The sequence below is a fragment of the Micromonospora chalcea genome, assembly GCF_028768405.1.
GTDB classification, from domain to species: Bacteria; Actinomycetota; Actinomycetes; order Mycobacteriales; family Micromonosporaceae; genus Micromonospora; species Micromonospora chalcea.
Genome location: NZ_CP118233.1, coordinates 6,774,952 through 6,789,721, shown reverse-complemented (window position 1 = coordinate 6,789,721; position 14,770 = coordinate 6,774,952). Strand labels below are relative to the sequence as shown.

The 14,770-nt window shown below is 68.8% G+C and carries 13 protein-coding genes and 1 pseudogene; 9 read left to right on the top strand and 5 right to left on the bottom strand.

Features of this window, described 5'->3' with window-relative positions:
- The first annotated feature begins 51 nt into the window (after nt 1–51).
- From PVK74_RS30785 to PVK74_RS30745, 9 genes are all read left to right on the top strand, one after another.
- Nucleotides 52–291 carry a recombinase zinc ribbon domain-containing protein gene (locus PVK74_RS30785; protein ID WP_064447293.1) on the top strand — a complete coding sequence of 80 codons (240 nt, stop codon included), beginning with the start codon at nt 52–54 and terminating at the stop codon, nt 289–291.
- A gap of 580 nt (nt 292–871) precedes the next feature.
- Nucleotides 872–1,579, top strand: coding sequence for a GntR family transcriptional regulator (locus tag PVK74_RS30780; RefSeq protein ID WP_128137433.1), 708 nt, complete (start codon nt 872–874; stop codon nt 1,577–1,579).
- A 240-nt stretch (nt 1,580–1,819) separates the two neighbouring features.
- Nucleotides 1,820–2,710, top strand: a complete 891-nt coding sequence (locus PVK74_RS30775; RefSeq protein ID WP_043325419.1) for a dihydrodipicolinate synthase family protein — start codon at nt 1,820–1,822, stop codon at nt 2,708–2,710.
- Nucleotides 2,710–3,711, top strand: coding sequence for a proline racemase family protein (locus PVK74_RS30770; protein WP_043325420.1), 1,002 nt, complete (start codon nt 2,710–2,712; stop codon nt 3,709–3,711). The genes PVK74_RS30775 and PVK74_RS30770 overlap by 1 nt, the downstream gene beginning before the upstream one ends.
- Nucleotides 3,708–5,114 (top strand): aldehyde dehydrogenase family protein, encoded by a 1,407-nt coding sequence (locus PVK74_RS30765; protein WP_043325421.1) that lies wholly within the window; start codon nt 3,708–3,710, stop codon nt 5,112–5,114. Before PVK74_RS30770 ends, PVK74_RS30765 begins: the two co-directional genes overlap by 4 nt.
- Nucleotides 5,111–6,526, top strand: coding sequence for an aminopeptidase P family protein (locus PVK74_RS30760; RefSeq protein WP_043325422.1), 1,416 nt, complete (start codon nt 5,111–5,113; stop codon nt 6,524–6,526). The genes PVK74_RS30765 and PVK74_RS30760 overlap by 4 nt, the downstream gene beginning before the upstream one ends.
- The gene (locus PVK74_RS30755) at nt 6,502–7,671 is read left to right on the top strand and encodes an NAD(P)/FAD-dependent oxidoreductase (protein ID WP_274477843.1); all 1,170 of its coding nucleotides are present in this window, start codon (nt 6,502–6,504) and stop codon (nt 7,669–7,671) included. The genes PVK74_RS30760 and PVK74_RS30755 overlap by 25 nt, the downstream gene beginning before the upstream one ends.
- Nucleotides 7,658–7,912, top strand: a complete 255-nt coding sequence (locus PVK74_RS30750) for a (2Fe-2S)-binding protein (RefSeq protein ID WP_073827198.1) — start codon at nt 7,658–7,660, stop codon at nt 7,910–7,912. The genes PVK74_RS30755 and PVK74_RS30750 overlap by 14 nt, the downstream gene beginning before the upstream one ends.
- Nucleotides 7,909–9,294 carry an FAD/NAD(P)-dependent oxidoreductase gene (locus PVK74_RS30745; RefSeq protein ID WP_274477842.1) on the top strand — a complete coding sequence of 462 codons (1,386 nt, stop codon included), beginning with the start codon at nt 7,909–7,911 and terminating at the stop codon, nt 9,292–9,294. Before PVK74_RS30750 ends, PVK74_RS30745 begins: the two co-directional genes overlap by 4 nt.
- A 39-nt stretch (nt 9,295–9,333) precedes the next feature.
- On the opposite strand, the pseudogene PVK74_RS30740 reads toward PVK74_RS30745, so the two are convergent.
- From PVK74_RS30740 to gcvT, 5 genes and pseudogenes are all read right to left on the bottom strand, one after another.
- Nucleotides 9,334–10,703: pseudogene (locus tag PVK74_RS30740) on the bottom strand (L-serine ammonia-lyase).
- Between the two features lie 106 nt (nt 10,704–10,809).
- The gene (locus PVK74_RS30735; protein ID WP_043325427.1) at nt 10,810–11,736 is read right to left on the bottom strand and encodes a proline dehydrogenase family protein; all 927 of its coding nucleotides are present in this window, start codon (nt 11,734–11,736) and stop codon (nt 10,810–10,812) included.
- Nucleotides 11,737–11,828: 92 nt separating this feature from the next.
- Nucleotides 11,829–13,097 (bottom strand): serine hydroxymethyltransferase, encoded by a 1,269-nt coding sequence (gene glyA, locus PVK74_RS30730; protein ID WP_274477841.1) that lies wholly within the window; start codon nt 13,095–13,097, stop codon nt 11,829–11,831.
- A gap of 6 nt (nt 13,098–13,103) precedes the next feature.
- Nucleotides 13,104–13,517, bottom strand: coding sequence for a glycine cleavage system protein GcvH (gene gcvH, locus PVK74_RS30725; protein ID WP_425799718.1), 414 nt, complete (start codon nt 13,515–13,517; stop codon nt 13,104–13,106).
- Nucleotides 13,514–14,641: a glycine cleavage system aminomethyltransferase GcvT gene (gene gcvT, locus PVK74_RS30720; RefSeq protein WP_274477840.1), complete on the bottom strand. Its 1,128-nt coding sequence runs from the start codon at nt 14,639–14,641 to the stop codon at nt 13,514–13,516. Before gcvT ends, gcvH begins: the two co-directional genes overlap by 4 nt.
- Nucleotides 14,642–14,770 lie beyond the last annotated feature (129 nt).

Below are 14,770 nucleotides of genomic sequence, written 5' to 3'. Positions count from 1 at the left end.
ACCGGTGCCGGGTCTGGCCACTGACCGCTTCGTCAGGGCCGGGTCCGTCGAATGAACGGTGTGACCCGGGTCGTCGACGACGTGGCCATGGCCCACACCGGCATCATGGCTGGAACCCGCAACCCGTACGTCTTCCGCGGCCTCATCTACTGCGCCGCCTGCGACCGTCGCCTGCAGGGCCAGTACAACCACGGCGACGCCTACTACCGCTGCCGCTTCCCGCAGGAGTACGCCCTCGCCAACCAGATCCCCCATCCCCGCAACGCACATCGGCGGACAACCCTTGCGTAACGGCTTCCAATGGGCCGACCTGACCAGCTGATCCCGATCGCCCTCACCACGCCGACGCTGTCGGTCGATGCACTGGAGCGTGCGGTCGCGGGCATCGGCTCCGCCGCGGCCCGCGCCGTCAGCCGGACGGAGACGGCGTGGCGGCCTCCGAAGCAGGGCGAGTTCCCGGCCATTTCGTCCGGGAACTGGCCGGTCTGCGCGGACGAGCCCGAGGGCGAGGTCGGCCAGCAGGTCCCGCCTGCGACGGCCTCCTGGTCATGTCTGCTGGGCCGGGCGCGGGGTACGACCAGAGCCGGCCCGCCTCGGTTCAGGCCGCCACAGCCAGGAGCGAAACTGAGCCGCTCCCACTCCCGGCCCCGCGGGCACGGCAAGCCCGAGGGGGACGCCAGCAGGCTGCGACCCACCGGCCGCCGCCCGGTAGATGTCGAGACGATACCCACTGGGTAGGCTCCGAGATCGGCGCGGTGGTTGACAGTGGCACTGAGGGACAGGGCCGCCGTCAGCAGGGATGAAGGGCGGGCCCCCGGGGGGGCGGCCTTGTTCTCAGGGTTGGCTCGACGGGACCGGAGCGGATGCAACTGTGAAAGGCAACCAGCGGACTGGCGATGCGAGCGCTGCCGCATCCACGCTGGACCTGAACCCGCTTCAGAGTCGGCAGAGCCTACGCGAGGACGTAGCGCACGCCCTGCGCGCGGCTATCGTGGCTGGCAGCTTGAGGCCGGATTCGACCTACTCCGTCCCGATGCTTGCCGGACGCTTCGGCGTCTCGCCCACGCCGGTTCGCGAAGCGATCCTCGACCTGGCCAAGGAGGGCTTGGTCTCGATCGTCAAGAACAAGGGGTTCCGCGTCAAGGCCCTCAGTGAGCGGGATCTGGACGAAATCACTCAGATTCGGGAGCTTCTCGAGATTCCGGTGGTGGCCGACCAGACAGGCAGACTGTCGGAACCGCAGGTGCGGGAACTGCGGAGGTTGGCGGACAACATCGTTTCTGCTGCCGGACGTGGGGACCTGGTGGCGTACATCGAATCGGACAACGCCTTCCACCTGACACTGTTGCGTGCCGCCGGGAATCAACGGCTGGTCGAGACGGTTGCCGACCTGCGCAATCACACCCGTTTGTACGGCCTCGACGCGCTGGTGGAGAGTGGAGGGCTGGTCGACTCCGCGAACGAGCATCTCGAGTTGATCGAGCTCATCGCCGGGGGTGACCGTGAGGCCGTGGTCGGCCTGATGCAGCACCACTTGCGGCACGTCCGAGGCATCTGGGCGGCCCGTCGTGAAGACTAGGACCAACGTGGTCTGTTAGCACGTCCGACATGCCATGCTGCCGCCCCCGACCGCCAGCATGGCACCTCGGGCCACACCTACTGTGCTCGCCGGCAGCAGCCGGCCCGCCATCGCATGCGGTCACGCCCTCAGCACGTCATCGACTGACCTCGAACGTGCCAGGGGCGGGCCGATTGCACCTCTTGACGGGGCGGGCGCAGCCACTATGGTGCTGTGTAACATATTACCGATGGAGGCCGCATGGAAATGGCGCCGTGGCGTGGGGTTCTCGTAGCGACCGCTCTACCGTTCCACGCCGACCAGGGCATCGATTTCGATGCTTACGCTGCACATGTCGGGTGGCTCGCTGACAACGGCTGCCATGGCGTTGTCCCCAACGGTTCCCTCGGTGAATACCAGGCGCTCAGCAGCGAGGAACGGGCTTCGGTGGTGCGAACGGCGGTGCAAGCCGCCCCTGATGGGTTCGCCGTCGTACCAGGCGTCTCGGCCTACGGTGCCGACGAGGCACGGCGCTGGACCGAGCAGGCTGCGGAGGAAGGCTGCCCGGCCGTCATGTTGCTGCCACCGACGACGTACCGCGCTGACGAGGCAGCAGTGCTGGCCCACTACCGCGAGGTGGCGAAGGCAGGTCTACCGATCGTCGCCTACAACAATCCGATGGACACGAGGGTGGACCTGACACCCGACCTGCTGCGGCGTCTACACGACGAAGGTTTGATCGTCGCGGTCAAGGAGTTCAGCGGCGACGCCCGCCGGGCGTACCAGATCGCCGAGACGGCGCCTGGTCTCGACATCCTCGCCGGCGCGGACGACGTCGCGCTCGAATTCCTGATCGCGGGCGCGGTGGGGTGGATTGGCGGTTACCAGAACGCCATTCCGGCGAGCTGCGTTCGTCTTTACGAGGCCGCGACGGCGGGTGATCTCAGGACGGCCGTCCTCCTCTACCGGGCACTGCATCCGCTGCTCCGTTGGGATTCGCGCACTGAGTTCGTTCAGGCGATCAAGCTTTCCATGGATGTCGCCGGTCGTCCCGGTGGCTTCACGCGCCAGCCGCGCCAGCCACTGGCCCCCGCCGACGCCGAGGTCATCCGTGCCACGACCGAACGGCTGCTCGCGGCAGGGCACCGCTGATGCGCAGCAGCCGCGTCATTCACGTCGTCGACTCCCACACGGAGGGAATGCCCACCCGGGTGGTGACCGGAGGCGCGCCGCTCCTGCCGGGCGACACCATGGCGCAACGTCGGGAGTACCTGACGAACCACCGCGATGACCTGCGCACGTTTCTGATGTACGAGCCGCGCGGGCACTCCGCCATGTCGGGTGCGATCCTCCAGCCGCCCACCCGCCCGGACGCCGATGTCGGTGTGGTCTTCATCGAGGTGTCGGGGTGCCTGCCGATGTGCGGACACGGTGCGATCGGTGTGGCTACCGTACTGGCAGAGACCGGGATGGTGCCGGTCACCGAGCCGGTGACCACGATCCGCCTCGATACGCCGGCCGGACTGGTGGTGGCGTCTGTCAAGATCGAGCAGGGCCGCGCCACCGCTGTCACCATCCAGAACGTTCCTTCCTTCCTGGTGGAACAGGACGCGCTGGTCGACGTCCCCGGCTACGGCCACGTCCGTTACGACCTCGCGTTCGGCGGCAACTTCTATGCGATCGTCGACCTGCCGGAGCTGGGCCTGCGACTGGATCGCACGGACAAACAACGGCTGCTGGAGGTGGGCCTCAGTGTCATGAGAGGCGTGAACGACACCGCCCGGCCAGTGCACCCCGAACAGCCGCACATCGCCGGATGCCACCACGTCTACCTGACGGCGGAGGGGGCGACCGCCCGGTTGTCACGCCACGCCATGGCCATCCATCCCGGCTGGTTCGACCGATCCCCTTGCGGGACCGGCACGTCGGCGAGGATGGCGCAGCTCCACGCCCGCGGGTTGCTCCCCCTCGGACAAGAATTCGTCAACGAGTCCATCATCGGCAGCCGGTTCTCCGGTCGGCTGGTCGATACGACCACCGTCGCCGGTCGGCCCGCGGTGGTGCCGACAGTTACCGGGCGGGCGTGGCTTACCGGTACCGCCCAGTTCTTCCTCGACCCCGAGGATCCTTTCCCGGCGGGATTCATGTTGTGAGTCTCATTCAGAGCCGTTCTCCTCAGAAGCCGGACGATGTAGTCGCGGAGCGTGCCCCGGTCACTCCTGATGGGGTGCGGAAGCTCGCCGATTCGGTCCGTGTCGCGCAGGACGCCTGGCGCCGTCGGGATCCCTCCGGCCGCGCCGCTGCCCTGAGCGGGGCGGCGGACCGGCTGCGGGCTCGGGCCGGTGAAGCGGCTTCCCTGATCGTCCGTGAGGTGGGCAAGCCGGTCGTGGAGGCGAACGCCGAGGTCAGCCGGGCCGCTGCGATCCTCGACTACTACGCACAGTCCTGCTTCGCGGCGATCGGCGACCTGCTGGCGCCGACGCTGCCGGCGAATCAGCCGGGACTGCTGTTCACCGAACGTCGGCCGCGGGGCGTGGCCGGTCTGATCACGCCGTGGAACTTTCCACTGGCCATCCCCCTGTGGAAGGCCGCACCGGCCCTCGCCACTGGTAACGGAGTGCTGCTCAAGCCGTCACCCGAGGCGCTGGCTTGCGGCGAGTTGGTGGCGGGCCTGTTCGACGGGCTGCTGCCCGACGATCTGCTCCATGTCGTGCCGGGAGGGGCGGACACCGGACAGGCCGTCGTCGAAGCGGCTGACGTCGTGTCCTTCACCGGCTCCGCGACGGTCGGCAGGGGTGTCGCCGCCGCCGCCGTTCGCGCCGGGCTGCCGGTTCAGGCGGAGATGGGCGGACAGAACGCCGCGGTCGTGCTGCCGGACGCCGACCCTGCCACCACTGCCACGATGCTGGCAGGTGCCGCCATGGGATATGCGGGCCAGAAGTGCACCGCGACCCGGCGGATCATCGTGGTGGGCGATGCCACCGCGCTCACCGAAGCCCTGGTGGCCGCGGTGGCGGGGCTACGCGTCGGCGACCCGGCCGATGCCGGCGTCGCAGTAGGTCCCGTCATCACCGACGCCGCGCGCCGTCGAGTTCTGGACGGCGTCGCGGCAGCCCGCGCGGCAGGAGGCCGGGTTCTCACCCGTCTCACGTCCCCGGGTGACGGCCTCTATGTGGCGCCGGTGCTGCTCGATTCGGTCGACCCCGGCCATCCGGTCGCGTGCGAGGAGACGTTCGGCCCGCTGGCCAGCATCTTCACCGTGCCGGACCTGCCCGCCGCGGCCGCTCTGGTCAACCATGTTCGGTACGGGCTGGTGACGTCCGTCCACGGCCGCGACATCGGCCGGTTGTTCGAGGTGGTCCGGGCCGTCGACACCGGTCTCATCCGGGTCAACACGCCCACTACCGGAGTCGATTTCCATGCGCCGTTCGGCGGTGAGAAGGCGTCCAGCCAGGGCCCTCGAGAACAGGGCACAGCCGCACTGGACTTCTACACCTCGTTGCGCACCATCACCCTCTGCACTCCCCCACCCAATCCCGCCGAGGAGGCCGCATGAAACGGGTCGACCTGCACACCGGTAGTCATGATCTGCCGGTCAGCCCCGCGCTGGAGAAGTTCATGCTCTCCGGGTGGGCGGACAGCGAGCAGTACGTCACACAGGTCGACGAGGTCGCCGGCTGGGCCGCGGCGCGCCGGAGACAGCTGCACGGCCGTTTCTCCGGGGAACGGCTCGTCGTCCCGGCCGGAAGCTTCAAGAGGCGTTCCAATGACCAGCACTATCGGTTCCGCCCGCATTCTGCCTATGTCTGGCTGACCGGCGACCAGTCCTCAGACGGGGTCCTGGTCATCGAGCCGGACGGCGAGGAGATGCTCTATCTTCGCCCCCGATCCGACCGGAGCACGCCCGAGTTCTTCCGTGACCGGATGTACGGGGAACTGTGGGCCGGACGCCGGCCCACCTTGGGAGAGAGCCGTCGGCGGCTGGCTGTGACGACCCGTCATCTGGCCGAGCTGGAATCGGTTCTGTCCGGGCGGGGCGTTCCGACCCGCGTGCTGCGTGGAGTCGACGTGCACGTGGATGGGCTGACGGCCGACGCCGCGGGGCCGGGCGACCTGGAGTTCGCCGCGGTACTGGATGAGATGCGGCTGGTCAAGGACGACTGGGAGATCGGCCAGCTGGAAGAGGCGGTAGCCATCACCACCCGCGGTTTCGAGGACATGGTGCGTGCCTTGCCGATGGCGAAGCGTACGTCCGAGCGTTACCTGGAGGGGGTGTTCTGGCAGCGAGCCCGCCTGGAGGGCAACGACGTCGGATACCACTCGATCGTGGCCGCCGGTGCGCACGCCGCCACCTTGCACTGGATCGACAACGACGGCGCGGTCCGCGACGGGGACCTGCTGCTGCTCGACGCCGGTGCCGAGACGAGGTCGCTCTACACGGCAGACATCACTCGGGTTCTACCGGTGTCCGGCCGGTTCAGTCCGCTGCAACGCGATCTTTACGAGTTGTGCCTGAAGGCGAACGACGCAGCTCTGGACTGCCTCAAGCCGGGCGCCGACTGGCGTGCGTTCCATCAGGCGGCGATGACCGTGCTGGCGTACGGCCTCGCCGACCTGGGCGTGCTGCCTGTGTCGCCGGAACGCGCCTTGACCGAGGAGTCTGGGCTCTACCGGCGGTGGACGCTGTGTGGATCAGGCCACATGCTCGGTCTGGACGTCCACGACTGCGCGGCTGCCCGCGCTGACAGCTACCTGCACGGACGGCTGGCTGCCGGCCAGGTTCTCACTGTCGAGCCCGGCCTCTACTTCCAGCCTGACGACGAGTTGGTTCCGGCTGAGCTGCGCGGAATCGGGATTCGGATCGAGGAGGACGTTCTCGTCACCGACAACGGCTGTCGAGTCCTCTCCTCCGGGCTACCTCGACGTCCCGACGAGATCGAGGCATGGATGCACCGGGTGTCGTCGTGATCGACGCCGGCGCCGACGTGGTGGTGATAGGCGCCGGGATGACCGGTGCCGCCTGCGCCTACTACGCCGCCCGGGCCGGCCTGACGGTGACAGTGGTGGACCGGGCGGGCGTCGCGTCCGGCACCACCGGGGCCGGCGAAGGCAACATCCTCCTGTCCGACAAATCACCCGGACCGGAACTCAGCCTGGCGCTTCATTCCGTCGCGCTGTGGCGCGAACTGGGCGAGACGGTGGGCGATGCGCAGATCGAACTGGAGCGTAAGGGCGGACTGGTGGTGGCGGCCTCGGCGACAGAGCACGACACGCTGTCGGCGTTCGCGGACCGCCAGCGTGCTGCGGGCGTCGAGGCGCACGCCGTCGCCTCGCATGAGTTGCCCGGCTACGAGCCGCACCTGTCCCCCCATCTCGTCGGTGCGGTGCACTATCCCCAGGACATGCAGGTCCAGCCCATGCTCGCCGCCGCACACCTGCTCCGTGCGGCCCGGGCAACGGTACTGACCGGCACCTGCGTCGTCGGCCTGCTCCGGGACGGCACCGGGGGGATTCGAGCTGTGCGGACTGATCATGGCGTGCTGTCAACGACCAGGGTGGTGAACGCCGCCGGCGTATGGGCTGGCAGAGTCGCCGCGTTGGCGGGCGTCGAACTGCCGATCCTGCCTCGACGTGGCTTCGTCCTGGTCACCCAGCCGCTGCCAGAGCTCGTGCGGCACAAGGTCTACGCCGCCGGCTACGTTGCGAACGTCGAGCGCAGCACCGCTGGGCTGGAGATCTCCCCGGTGGTGGAGGGGACTCGCGCCGGCACGATCCTGATCGGGTCCAGCCGGGAGCATGTCGGCTTCGACCCGGCCATGTCTCTGCCGGCGCTGAGAGGGCTCGCAGCGGCTGCGATACGCCTGTTCCCGATCCTGGCCGGCGTCTCCGCGATCCGCGCCTACCGGGGTTTCCGGCCGTACAGTCCGGACCACCTGCCGATCATCGGCGCGGACAAGAACGTGCCGGGGCTCTACCATGCCACCGGCCACGAGGGCGCCGGTATCGGCCTCGCCCCGGCGACCGGGCACGCCATCGCGGCACTGCTGACCGACCGCCGCCCGCATGTAGATCTACGACCGTTCGCACCGGAGCGTCACCATGTTCACCTTTGACGGCCGTTCGATCCCTCACGACGGGCGGCAGAGCGTAGCCGCGGCTCTTCTGGCCGCCGGGATCCGATCCTGGCGGAGCACACGCGTCGAAGGGCGACCCCGGGGGGTCTTCTGCGGCATCGGCGTGTGCTTCGACTGTCTCGTCACGGTCAACGGTGTGCCGTCGCAGCGGGCCTGTCTGGTGGTCGCCCGCAGCGGTGACGTGATCGAACCTCAGGACGAGCGGCGGGAGAGGACATGAGCACGTACGACCTGGTGGTGATCGGTGCAGGACCGGCCGGTCTGGCCGCGGCGGTCACGGCGGCCGACGCCGGCTGCCGGGTGGCCGTCCTGGATGCCGGGCCGCGTCCCGGCGGACAGTACTGGCGGCACCGATCCGGAGCGGATGCCCACAGCCACACGGACTGGGCGGTCTTCGCCGGTCTGCGCGCACGGTTCGACCAGCTCCATCACCACCCCGACGCGGCACTGTGGTTCGTCGAGTCTCGCCCGGACGACGTCGGTCCGCAGTTCGCCGTCCACACGCACTCCACGGTCGTGTACGGCCGGCGACTCGTCATCGCCACCGGAGCTCATGACCGGGTTGTCCCTTTTCCAGGGTGGGATCTGCCGGGGGTGGTCACCGCAGGTGGAGCTCAGGCCCTGCTGAAGGGTCAAGGGGTGGTGTTCGCGCGACGCGTCGTCGTCGGGGGTACCGGACCGTTTCTGTTGCCGGTCGCGACCGGCTTGGCCGACGCCGGCGCCACGGTGGTCGGCGTGTACGAGGCGAACGACCCTGTCCGGTACGCACGGCATGTCGGTGCGGTTCTCGGCGCAGCGAGCAAGTTGACCGAGGCAGGCCGGTACGGCTGGCGCATGCTGCGCCGTCGGGTGCCGTATCGGCGGCGTACGGCTGTGGTGGCCGCGCACGGCGACGAGCAGCTGACCGGGGTGACGGTGGCGGCGATCAGCCCGCTGGGCTCGGTGGTGCCCGGCAGCGAGAGACACGTCGGCTGCGACGGTCTCGCCGTCGGCTTCGGCTTCACCCCGCAGGTGGAGGTGGCTGTCGCCCTGGGATGCGAGACATTCATGGACCGCGACGGCAGTCTCGTGGTGAGGATCGGGCCGGATCAAGCGACCTCGGTACCGGGCGTGTATGCAGCGGGCGAGGTGACCGGCGTCGGCGGGGCGAAGCTGGCGCTCGTGGAAGGGCACCTCGCCGGGGACGCGATCGCCCGGTCTCTCGGCCGTGCGGAGCCGCTGCGTGCGGGTGAGCGCAGCCGGCTGCTACGGATCCGGCGTCGACTGCGTCGTTTCGCGGCGGCTCTGCACGCGGTTCATCCCGTGCCGGCGTTCTGGCCCGACCTGTGTGACGACCAGACGCTCGTCTGTCGGTGCGAGGAGGTGTCGGCAGGCGCTGTTCGGCAGGCGGTGCGTGAACTGTCCGCGGGCGATGCCCGGGGCACGAAGCTGTTGACCCGCGCTGGCATGGGCTGGTGCCAGGGGCGAACATGTGGTTACGCCACAGCATGCCTCACCGCCCGAGAAGCGGCCCGGCCGGTGAGTTCGGTGGATCTTCAGGGACATGCGTCTCGTACGCTGATGCAGCCGATCACGCTTGCCGACCTCGCCGGCGACGACTGATCTCGCGCACGGCGAATCACGGTCGGCGCGGAGGTGCCCTCAGCATTCGATGACGTTGACGGCGAGCCCGCCCCGCGCGGTCTCCTTGTACTTGACCTTCATGTCCGCGCCGGTCTCCCGCATGGTCTTGATGACCTTGTCCAACGACACGTGGTGCACCCCGTCGCCCCGCAACGCCAGCCGGCCGCGGTGATCGCCTTGATGCTGGCCACCGCGTTGCGCTCGATGCACGGAATCTGCACCAGGCCACCCACCGGATCGCAGGTCAGCCCCAGGTTGTGCTCCATGCCGATCTCGGCGGCGTTCTCCACCTGCTCCGGCGTACCGCCCAACGCCTCGGCCAGCCCGGCCGCCGCCATCGAACACGCCGAACCCACCTCACCCTGACAGCCCACCTCCGCACCCGAGATCGACGCGTTCTCCTTGAACAACACACCGATCGCGCCCGCCGCCAGCAGGAACCGCACCACGCCCTCCTCGGACGCGCCCGGCACGAACCGGGTGTAGTAGTGCAGCACCGCCGGGATGATCCCGGCAGCCCCGTTCGTCGGCGCGGTGACCACCCGCCCACCCGCCGCGTTCTCCTCGTTGACCGCCAACGCGAACAACGTCACCCAGTCCATCGCGCGCAGCGGATCCCCGCTACCGGTCTCCGCCTCCAGGCCGCGCCGCATCTCCGCCGCGCGCCGCCGGACCTTCAACCCACCCGGCAGTACGCCGTCACGGGTGCAGCCGCTCTCCACGCACTCGCGCATCACCCGCCAGATCTCCAGCAACCCCGCCCGCACGTCCGCCTCGCTACGCCAGGACACCTCGTTGGCGAGCATCACCTCACTGATCGACAGCCCGGTGCCGGTGGTGACGGTGAGCAGTTCCGCGCCGGTGAGGAAGGGGTGCTTCACACGGGTGCTGTCCGCCTTGATCCGGTCCGCCCCGGCGGCCGCCTCGTCCACCACGAACCCGCCACCCACCGAGTAGTACGTGCGCGTCCGCACCTCGTTCCCGGCCACGTCGTACGCCGCGAACGTCATCCCGTTCGGGTGGTACGGCAACGACCGCCGGCGGTGCAGCACCAGATCCGTGTCCGGGTCGAAGTCGACCCCCTGACTGCCGAACAGGTCGAGCCGCCGCTGGGTGCGGATCCGCTCGACGCGCGGCCCCACCGAGTCGGTGTCGACAGTCTCCGGAACCTCGCCCTCCAGCCCCAACAGCACCGCCCGGTCACTGCCATGCCCGTGACCGGTCGCACCGAGCGAACCGAACAACTCCGCCCGCACCCGCGCCACATCGGCCAGCTGCCCGTCAGCCTTCAAACCCGCCACGAACGTACGAGCCGCCCGCATCGGCCCGACCGTGTGCGAGCTGGACGGCCCGATACCGACACTGAAAAGATCGAAAACACTGATCATCGCGCGCATGCTCCTGTCATCGCCACGGACGACGGTCTTCGGTTCCGCGTGACCGCCCATGGCTGCCTGGTCCGCGGCGAACGATGCCGGAAGCTCCGCGTCGCGCTCAGTCGGCGGCGCCAGGCTTGAAGGATCGAGCCAGGAGGAGCAGGTTCGCGGGCTTCTCGGCAAGCCTGCGGGTGAAATATGCGTACCAGTCCTGTCCATACGGCAGATACACCCGCACGCGGTACCCCTCCCCCGCAAGCCGCCTCTGCTCGTTGGCGCGGATGCCGTACAGCATCTGGACCTCGAAATCGGTGGTGCTCCGGCCACCGGCGCGGGCGAGCCCGATGGCGCTGTCGATCAGGCGGGGATCGTGGGTCGCCACCATGGGATAGCCCTGGCCCTGCATCAGGATCCGCAGGCACCTGTCGAATGCCTCGTCGATCTGACGCCGTCGCGTATATGCCACTGACGCCGGCTCCGCGTAGGCTCCCTTGACCAGGCGCACCCGGCTCCCTGCGTACGCGAGGCGCTGGCAGTCCGCCGGGGTACGGTGCAGGCACGCCTGCAGCGCCACGCCCACCCAGGGAAATTCGGTACGCAGTTCGTCCAGCACGGACAGCGTCAGGTCAACCGTGGTGTGATCCTCCATGTCGAGGGTCACCGTGGCGCCGGCGGCAGCCGCAGCGGCACAGATGTCGCGCGTCAGCCGATACGCGTGTCGGCGACCGTCGTGGGGCAGCGCGCTACCGAGCGCCGACAGTTTCACCGACACCTCGGACGTACCGGGCATCCGCATCTCGGAGAGCAGGCTGAGATACGCGTCGCGTACGGCGGCGGCCTGCTCGACTGTCGTCGTTCCTTCGCCGAGATGGTCGATCGTCACCCGCATCCCGGATTCGACGATGCGCCGCGCCACTGCGATCGCCTCATCGTTCACCTCGCCGGCAACGAACCGTTGCACCACACCCCGGGTCAGGGGGGATCCGGCGACGATTCTCCGGAGTCGGTGACTGCCGGCTGCCAACAGCAACAGCTTGTTCGGCAATTGGGGTCCTTTCTCGGGGCTGTCGTCGCCCTCAGGCAGCAGAGCGTGACGAAGCGATCTACCACCCGCGGAAGCTCGGGTTCCCCGTACGGTCAGGAGGTGTGGCCGGGATGGAGGGGGTGCCGATCGACGAGGCGAGCCACCCGCGTGCGTAGCGACGTGTCAGCCTCCCTGGCGGTCAGAGCAGCGGCGATGATGTCGGCCACCTCCATGAAGTCCGCTTCGGAGAACCCTCGGGTGGCGAGACCGGAGGTGCCGATCCGTAGCCCGGAGGTGACCATCGGCGGGCGGGGGTCGAACGGCACGGCGTTACGGTTGACGGTGATGCCGACGCCTTGCAGCAGCCGCTCCGCCTGCGCGCCATCGAGATCCGCGTGGCTCAGGTCGACCAGCACCAGGTGCACGTCGGTGCCTCCGCTGACCACCCGGATGCCGGCCTTCGCGACCTCGGCGGCGCAGAGACGATCAGCAACGATCTTCGCTCCGGTCAGGGCTCGCCGCTGCTGATCCTGGAACTGCGGTTCTCCGGCGATCCGGAAGGCCACCGCCTTCGCGGCCACGACATGCGCCAGCGGACCACCTTGCTGGCCTGGGAAGACCGCCGAGTCCAGCCTCCGCGCGAGATCGGTGTACGCGCTGAGGATGGCGCCGCCCCGAGGGCCGCCGAGGGTCTTGTGCGTGGTCAGGGTGACGACATGGGCGTGAGGCACCGGGTTGGGATGCAGGCCGGCCGCGACCAGCCCGGCGAAATGGGCCATGTCTACGAGCAGGTATGCACCCACCTGATCGGCGATCCGCCGGAATCGGGCGAAGTCGAGCGTTCGAGGGTAGGCCGACCAACCGGCGATGAGCAGCTTCGGCCGATGCTCGCGCGCCAGTTCTTGGACCTCATCCATGTCGATCAGGTGGTTCTCGGCGCCTACCCGATAGCTCACGGCCCGGTACAGCCGCCCCGAATAGTTGATGCGCATGCCATGGGTCAGATGACCGCCGTGAGCGAGGTCGAGCCCGAGGATGGTGTCACCCGGCTGGATCAGAGCAGCCATCACGGCGGCGTTCGCCTGCGATCCGGAGTGCGGCTGCACGTTCGCGTAGGTGGCGCCGAACAGCCGCTTGGCCCGGTCGATCGCCAGGAGTTCGATGTCGTCGACATGCTCGCATCCGCTGTAGTAGCGCCGCCCCGGGTAGCCCTCCGCGTACTTGTTGGTGAGGGCCGATCCCTGCGCCTGGAGGATGGCTCGGGGCGCGAGATTCTCGGAGGCGATCATGCCCAAGGTCTCGTGCTGCCGGCGTAGCTCCCGGCCGATCGCCTCGGCGACGGCGGGGTCGAGGTCGGCCAGATCATCGTCGATGGCTGCCATCGGGGCCTACCGCGACTCGTCGGAGAAGGCGCGGTACTCGTCCGGCGACATCAGGGAAGGCACCTGCGCCAACCGGACCCGCAGGAGCCAGCCTTTGCCGTACGGATCGGCGCCGATCAGGCCCGGATCGGCGATGACCGCCTCGTTGACGGCGACGACCTCTCCACTGACCGGGAGGTACAGCTCCGCGACCGACTTCGTGGATTCGACCTCTCCACACACGTCACCGGCAGTGAGCTGGCTCCCCGGCTCGGGCAGTTCCACGTAGATGACATCACCGAGCGCTTCGGCGGCGAAAGCGGTGATGCCCACTTCGGCCGGCTGAACCGAGTCGTTGACCCACTCGTGGTTGGGGCTGTACTTCAGGTGTTCCGGTACGTTCATGACGCTGAACCCTCGCAAGGAATGGCCGCGGATCACCGCGGACGACGGTAGAACGGAAGAGGGACGATCTCGACCGGCTCGGTGGTCCCCCGGACCTGCACGGCCAGCCGGATGCTGTCGCCAGTGCCGGCACGGATGCTGGCCATCGCGATCGGCCGCTTGAATGTGGGTGAAGGGGCGCCGCTGGTGATGAGGCCGACCGGATCAGCGCCGTGGCCGTCGTCGGTCAGCGTCACCACCTGCTGGCCCGCTCGGGGAATTCTCTGCCCGGACGCGACGAGGCCGACAAGCCGACGGGTGACACCGCTCTTGTGGGCCTCGGCCAGTGCGGCTCGTCCGACGAAGTCGCCTGGTTTGACGAAGGACACCACCCGCCCCAGCCCGGCATCGAACGGGGTGACGTCACGGCCGATCTCTGCGCCGTACAACGGCATTCCGGCCTCGATGCGGAGGGTGTCGCGGCACGCGAGCCCCGTGGGCGTCAAGCCGTGACGCCGACCGGCCACAAGCGCTGCTTCCCACGTGCGGACCGCGTCTTCGGCGTGTACGAGCAGTTCGAAGCCGTCTTCGCCGGTGTAGCCGGTACGAGCGACGACGGCTGGACGACCGTCGATATCCAGTAGCGCTGCGGTGTAGTAGCGAAGTCGGGTGAGTCCCGTACCGGTCAGGGCTTCCACGATGGGGGCGGCGCTCGGCCCCTGCACCGCGATGATCGCCCGCTCGTTCGTGCGGTCGGCGGCCCAGGCCGCGTAGTCCGCACAACGGGTCCTGATGGCCTCATAGACGACGCGTGTGTTGATGGCGTTGACGACCAGCAGGTACCGGTGCGATGCGAGGCGATAGGCAACGAGGTCGTCCAGCACTCCGCCGGCGGCGTCGCAGAGCATGGTGTAGCGCGCGCCGCCGATCGGTACGGCAGACAGATGTCCGACCAGAGCGTAGTCCAGCGCTGTCGGGGCCTCCGGCCCCGTCACCTCGAGCTGACCCATGTGGCTGAGATCGAAGAGGCCGGCCTGTTCGCGTACGGCGCGGTGCTCAGCGAGCTCGCTTCCGTAGCGGAGCGGCATCCGCCAGCCGCTGAAGTCGGTGAATCGAGCTCCGTGTTCTATGTGCGATGCATGCAGAGGTGAGCGGAGCAGAGCCGCAGGGTCCTGGTGCACGGGGGCGCTCCTCGTCCCGACGCACGCGGCGTCGATCGGTCGGTTGCCTCCCGCTCTGTCATTGACCTGAGAGCTTCACCGCTGCGTCAGCGGCTTGCACCGTGGGTGAGACGACGGTCGTCTGCTTTC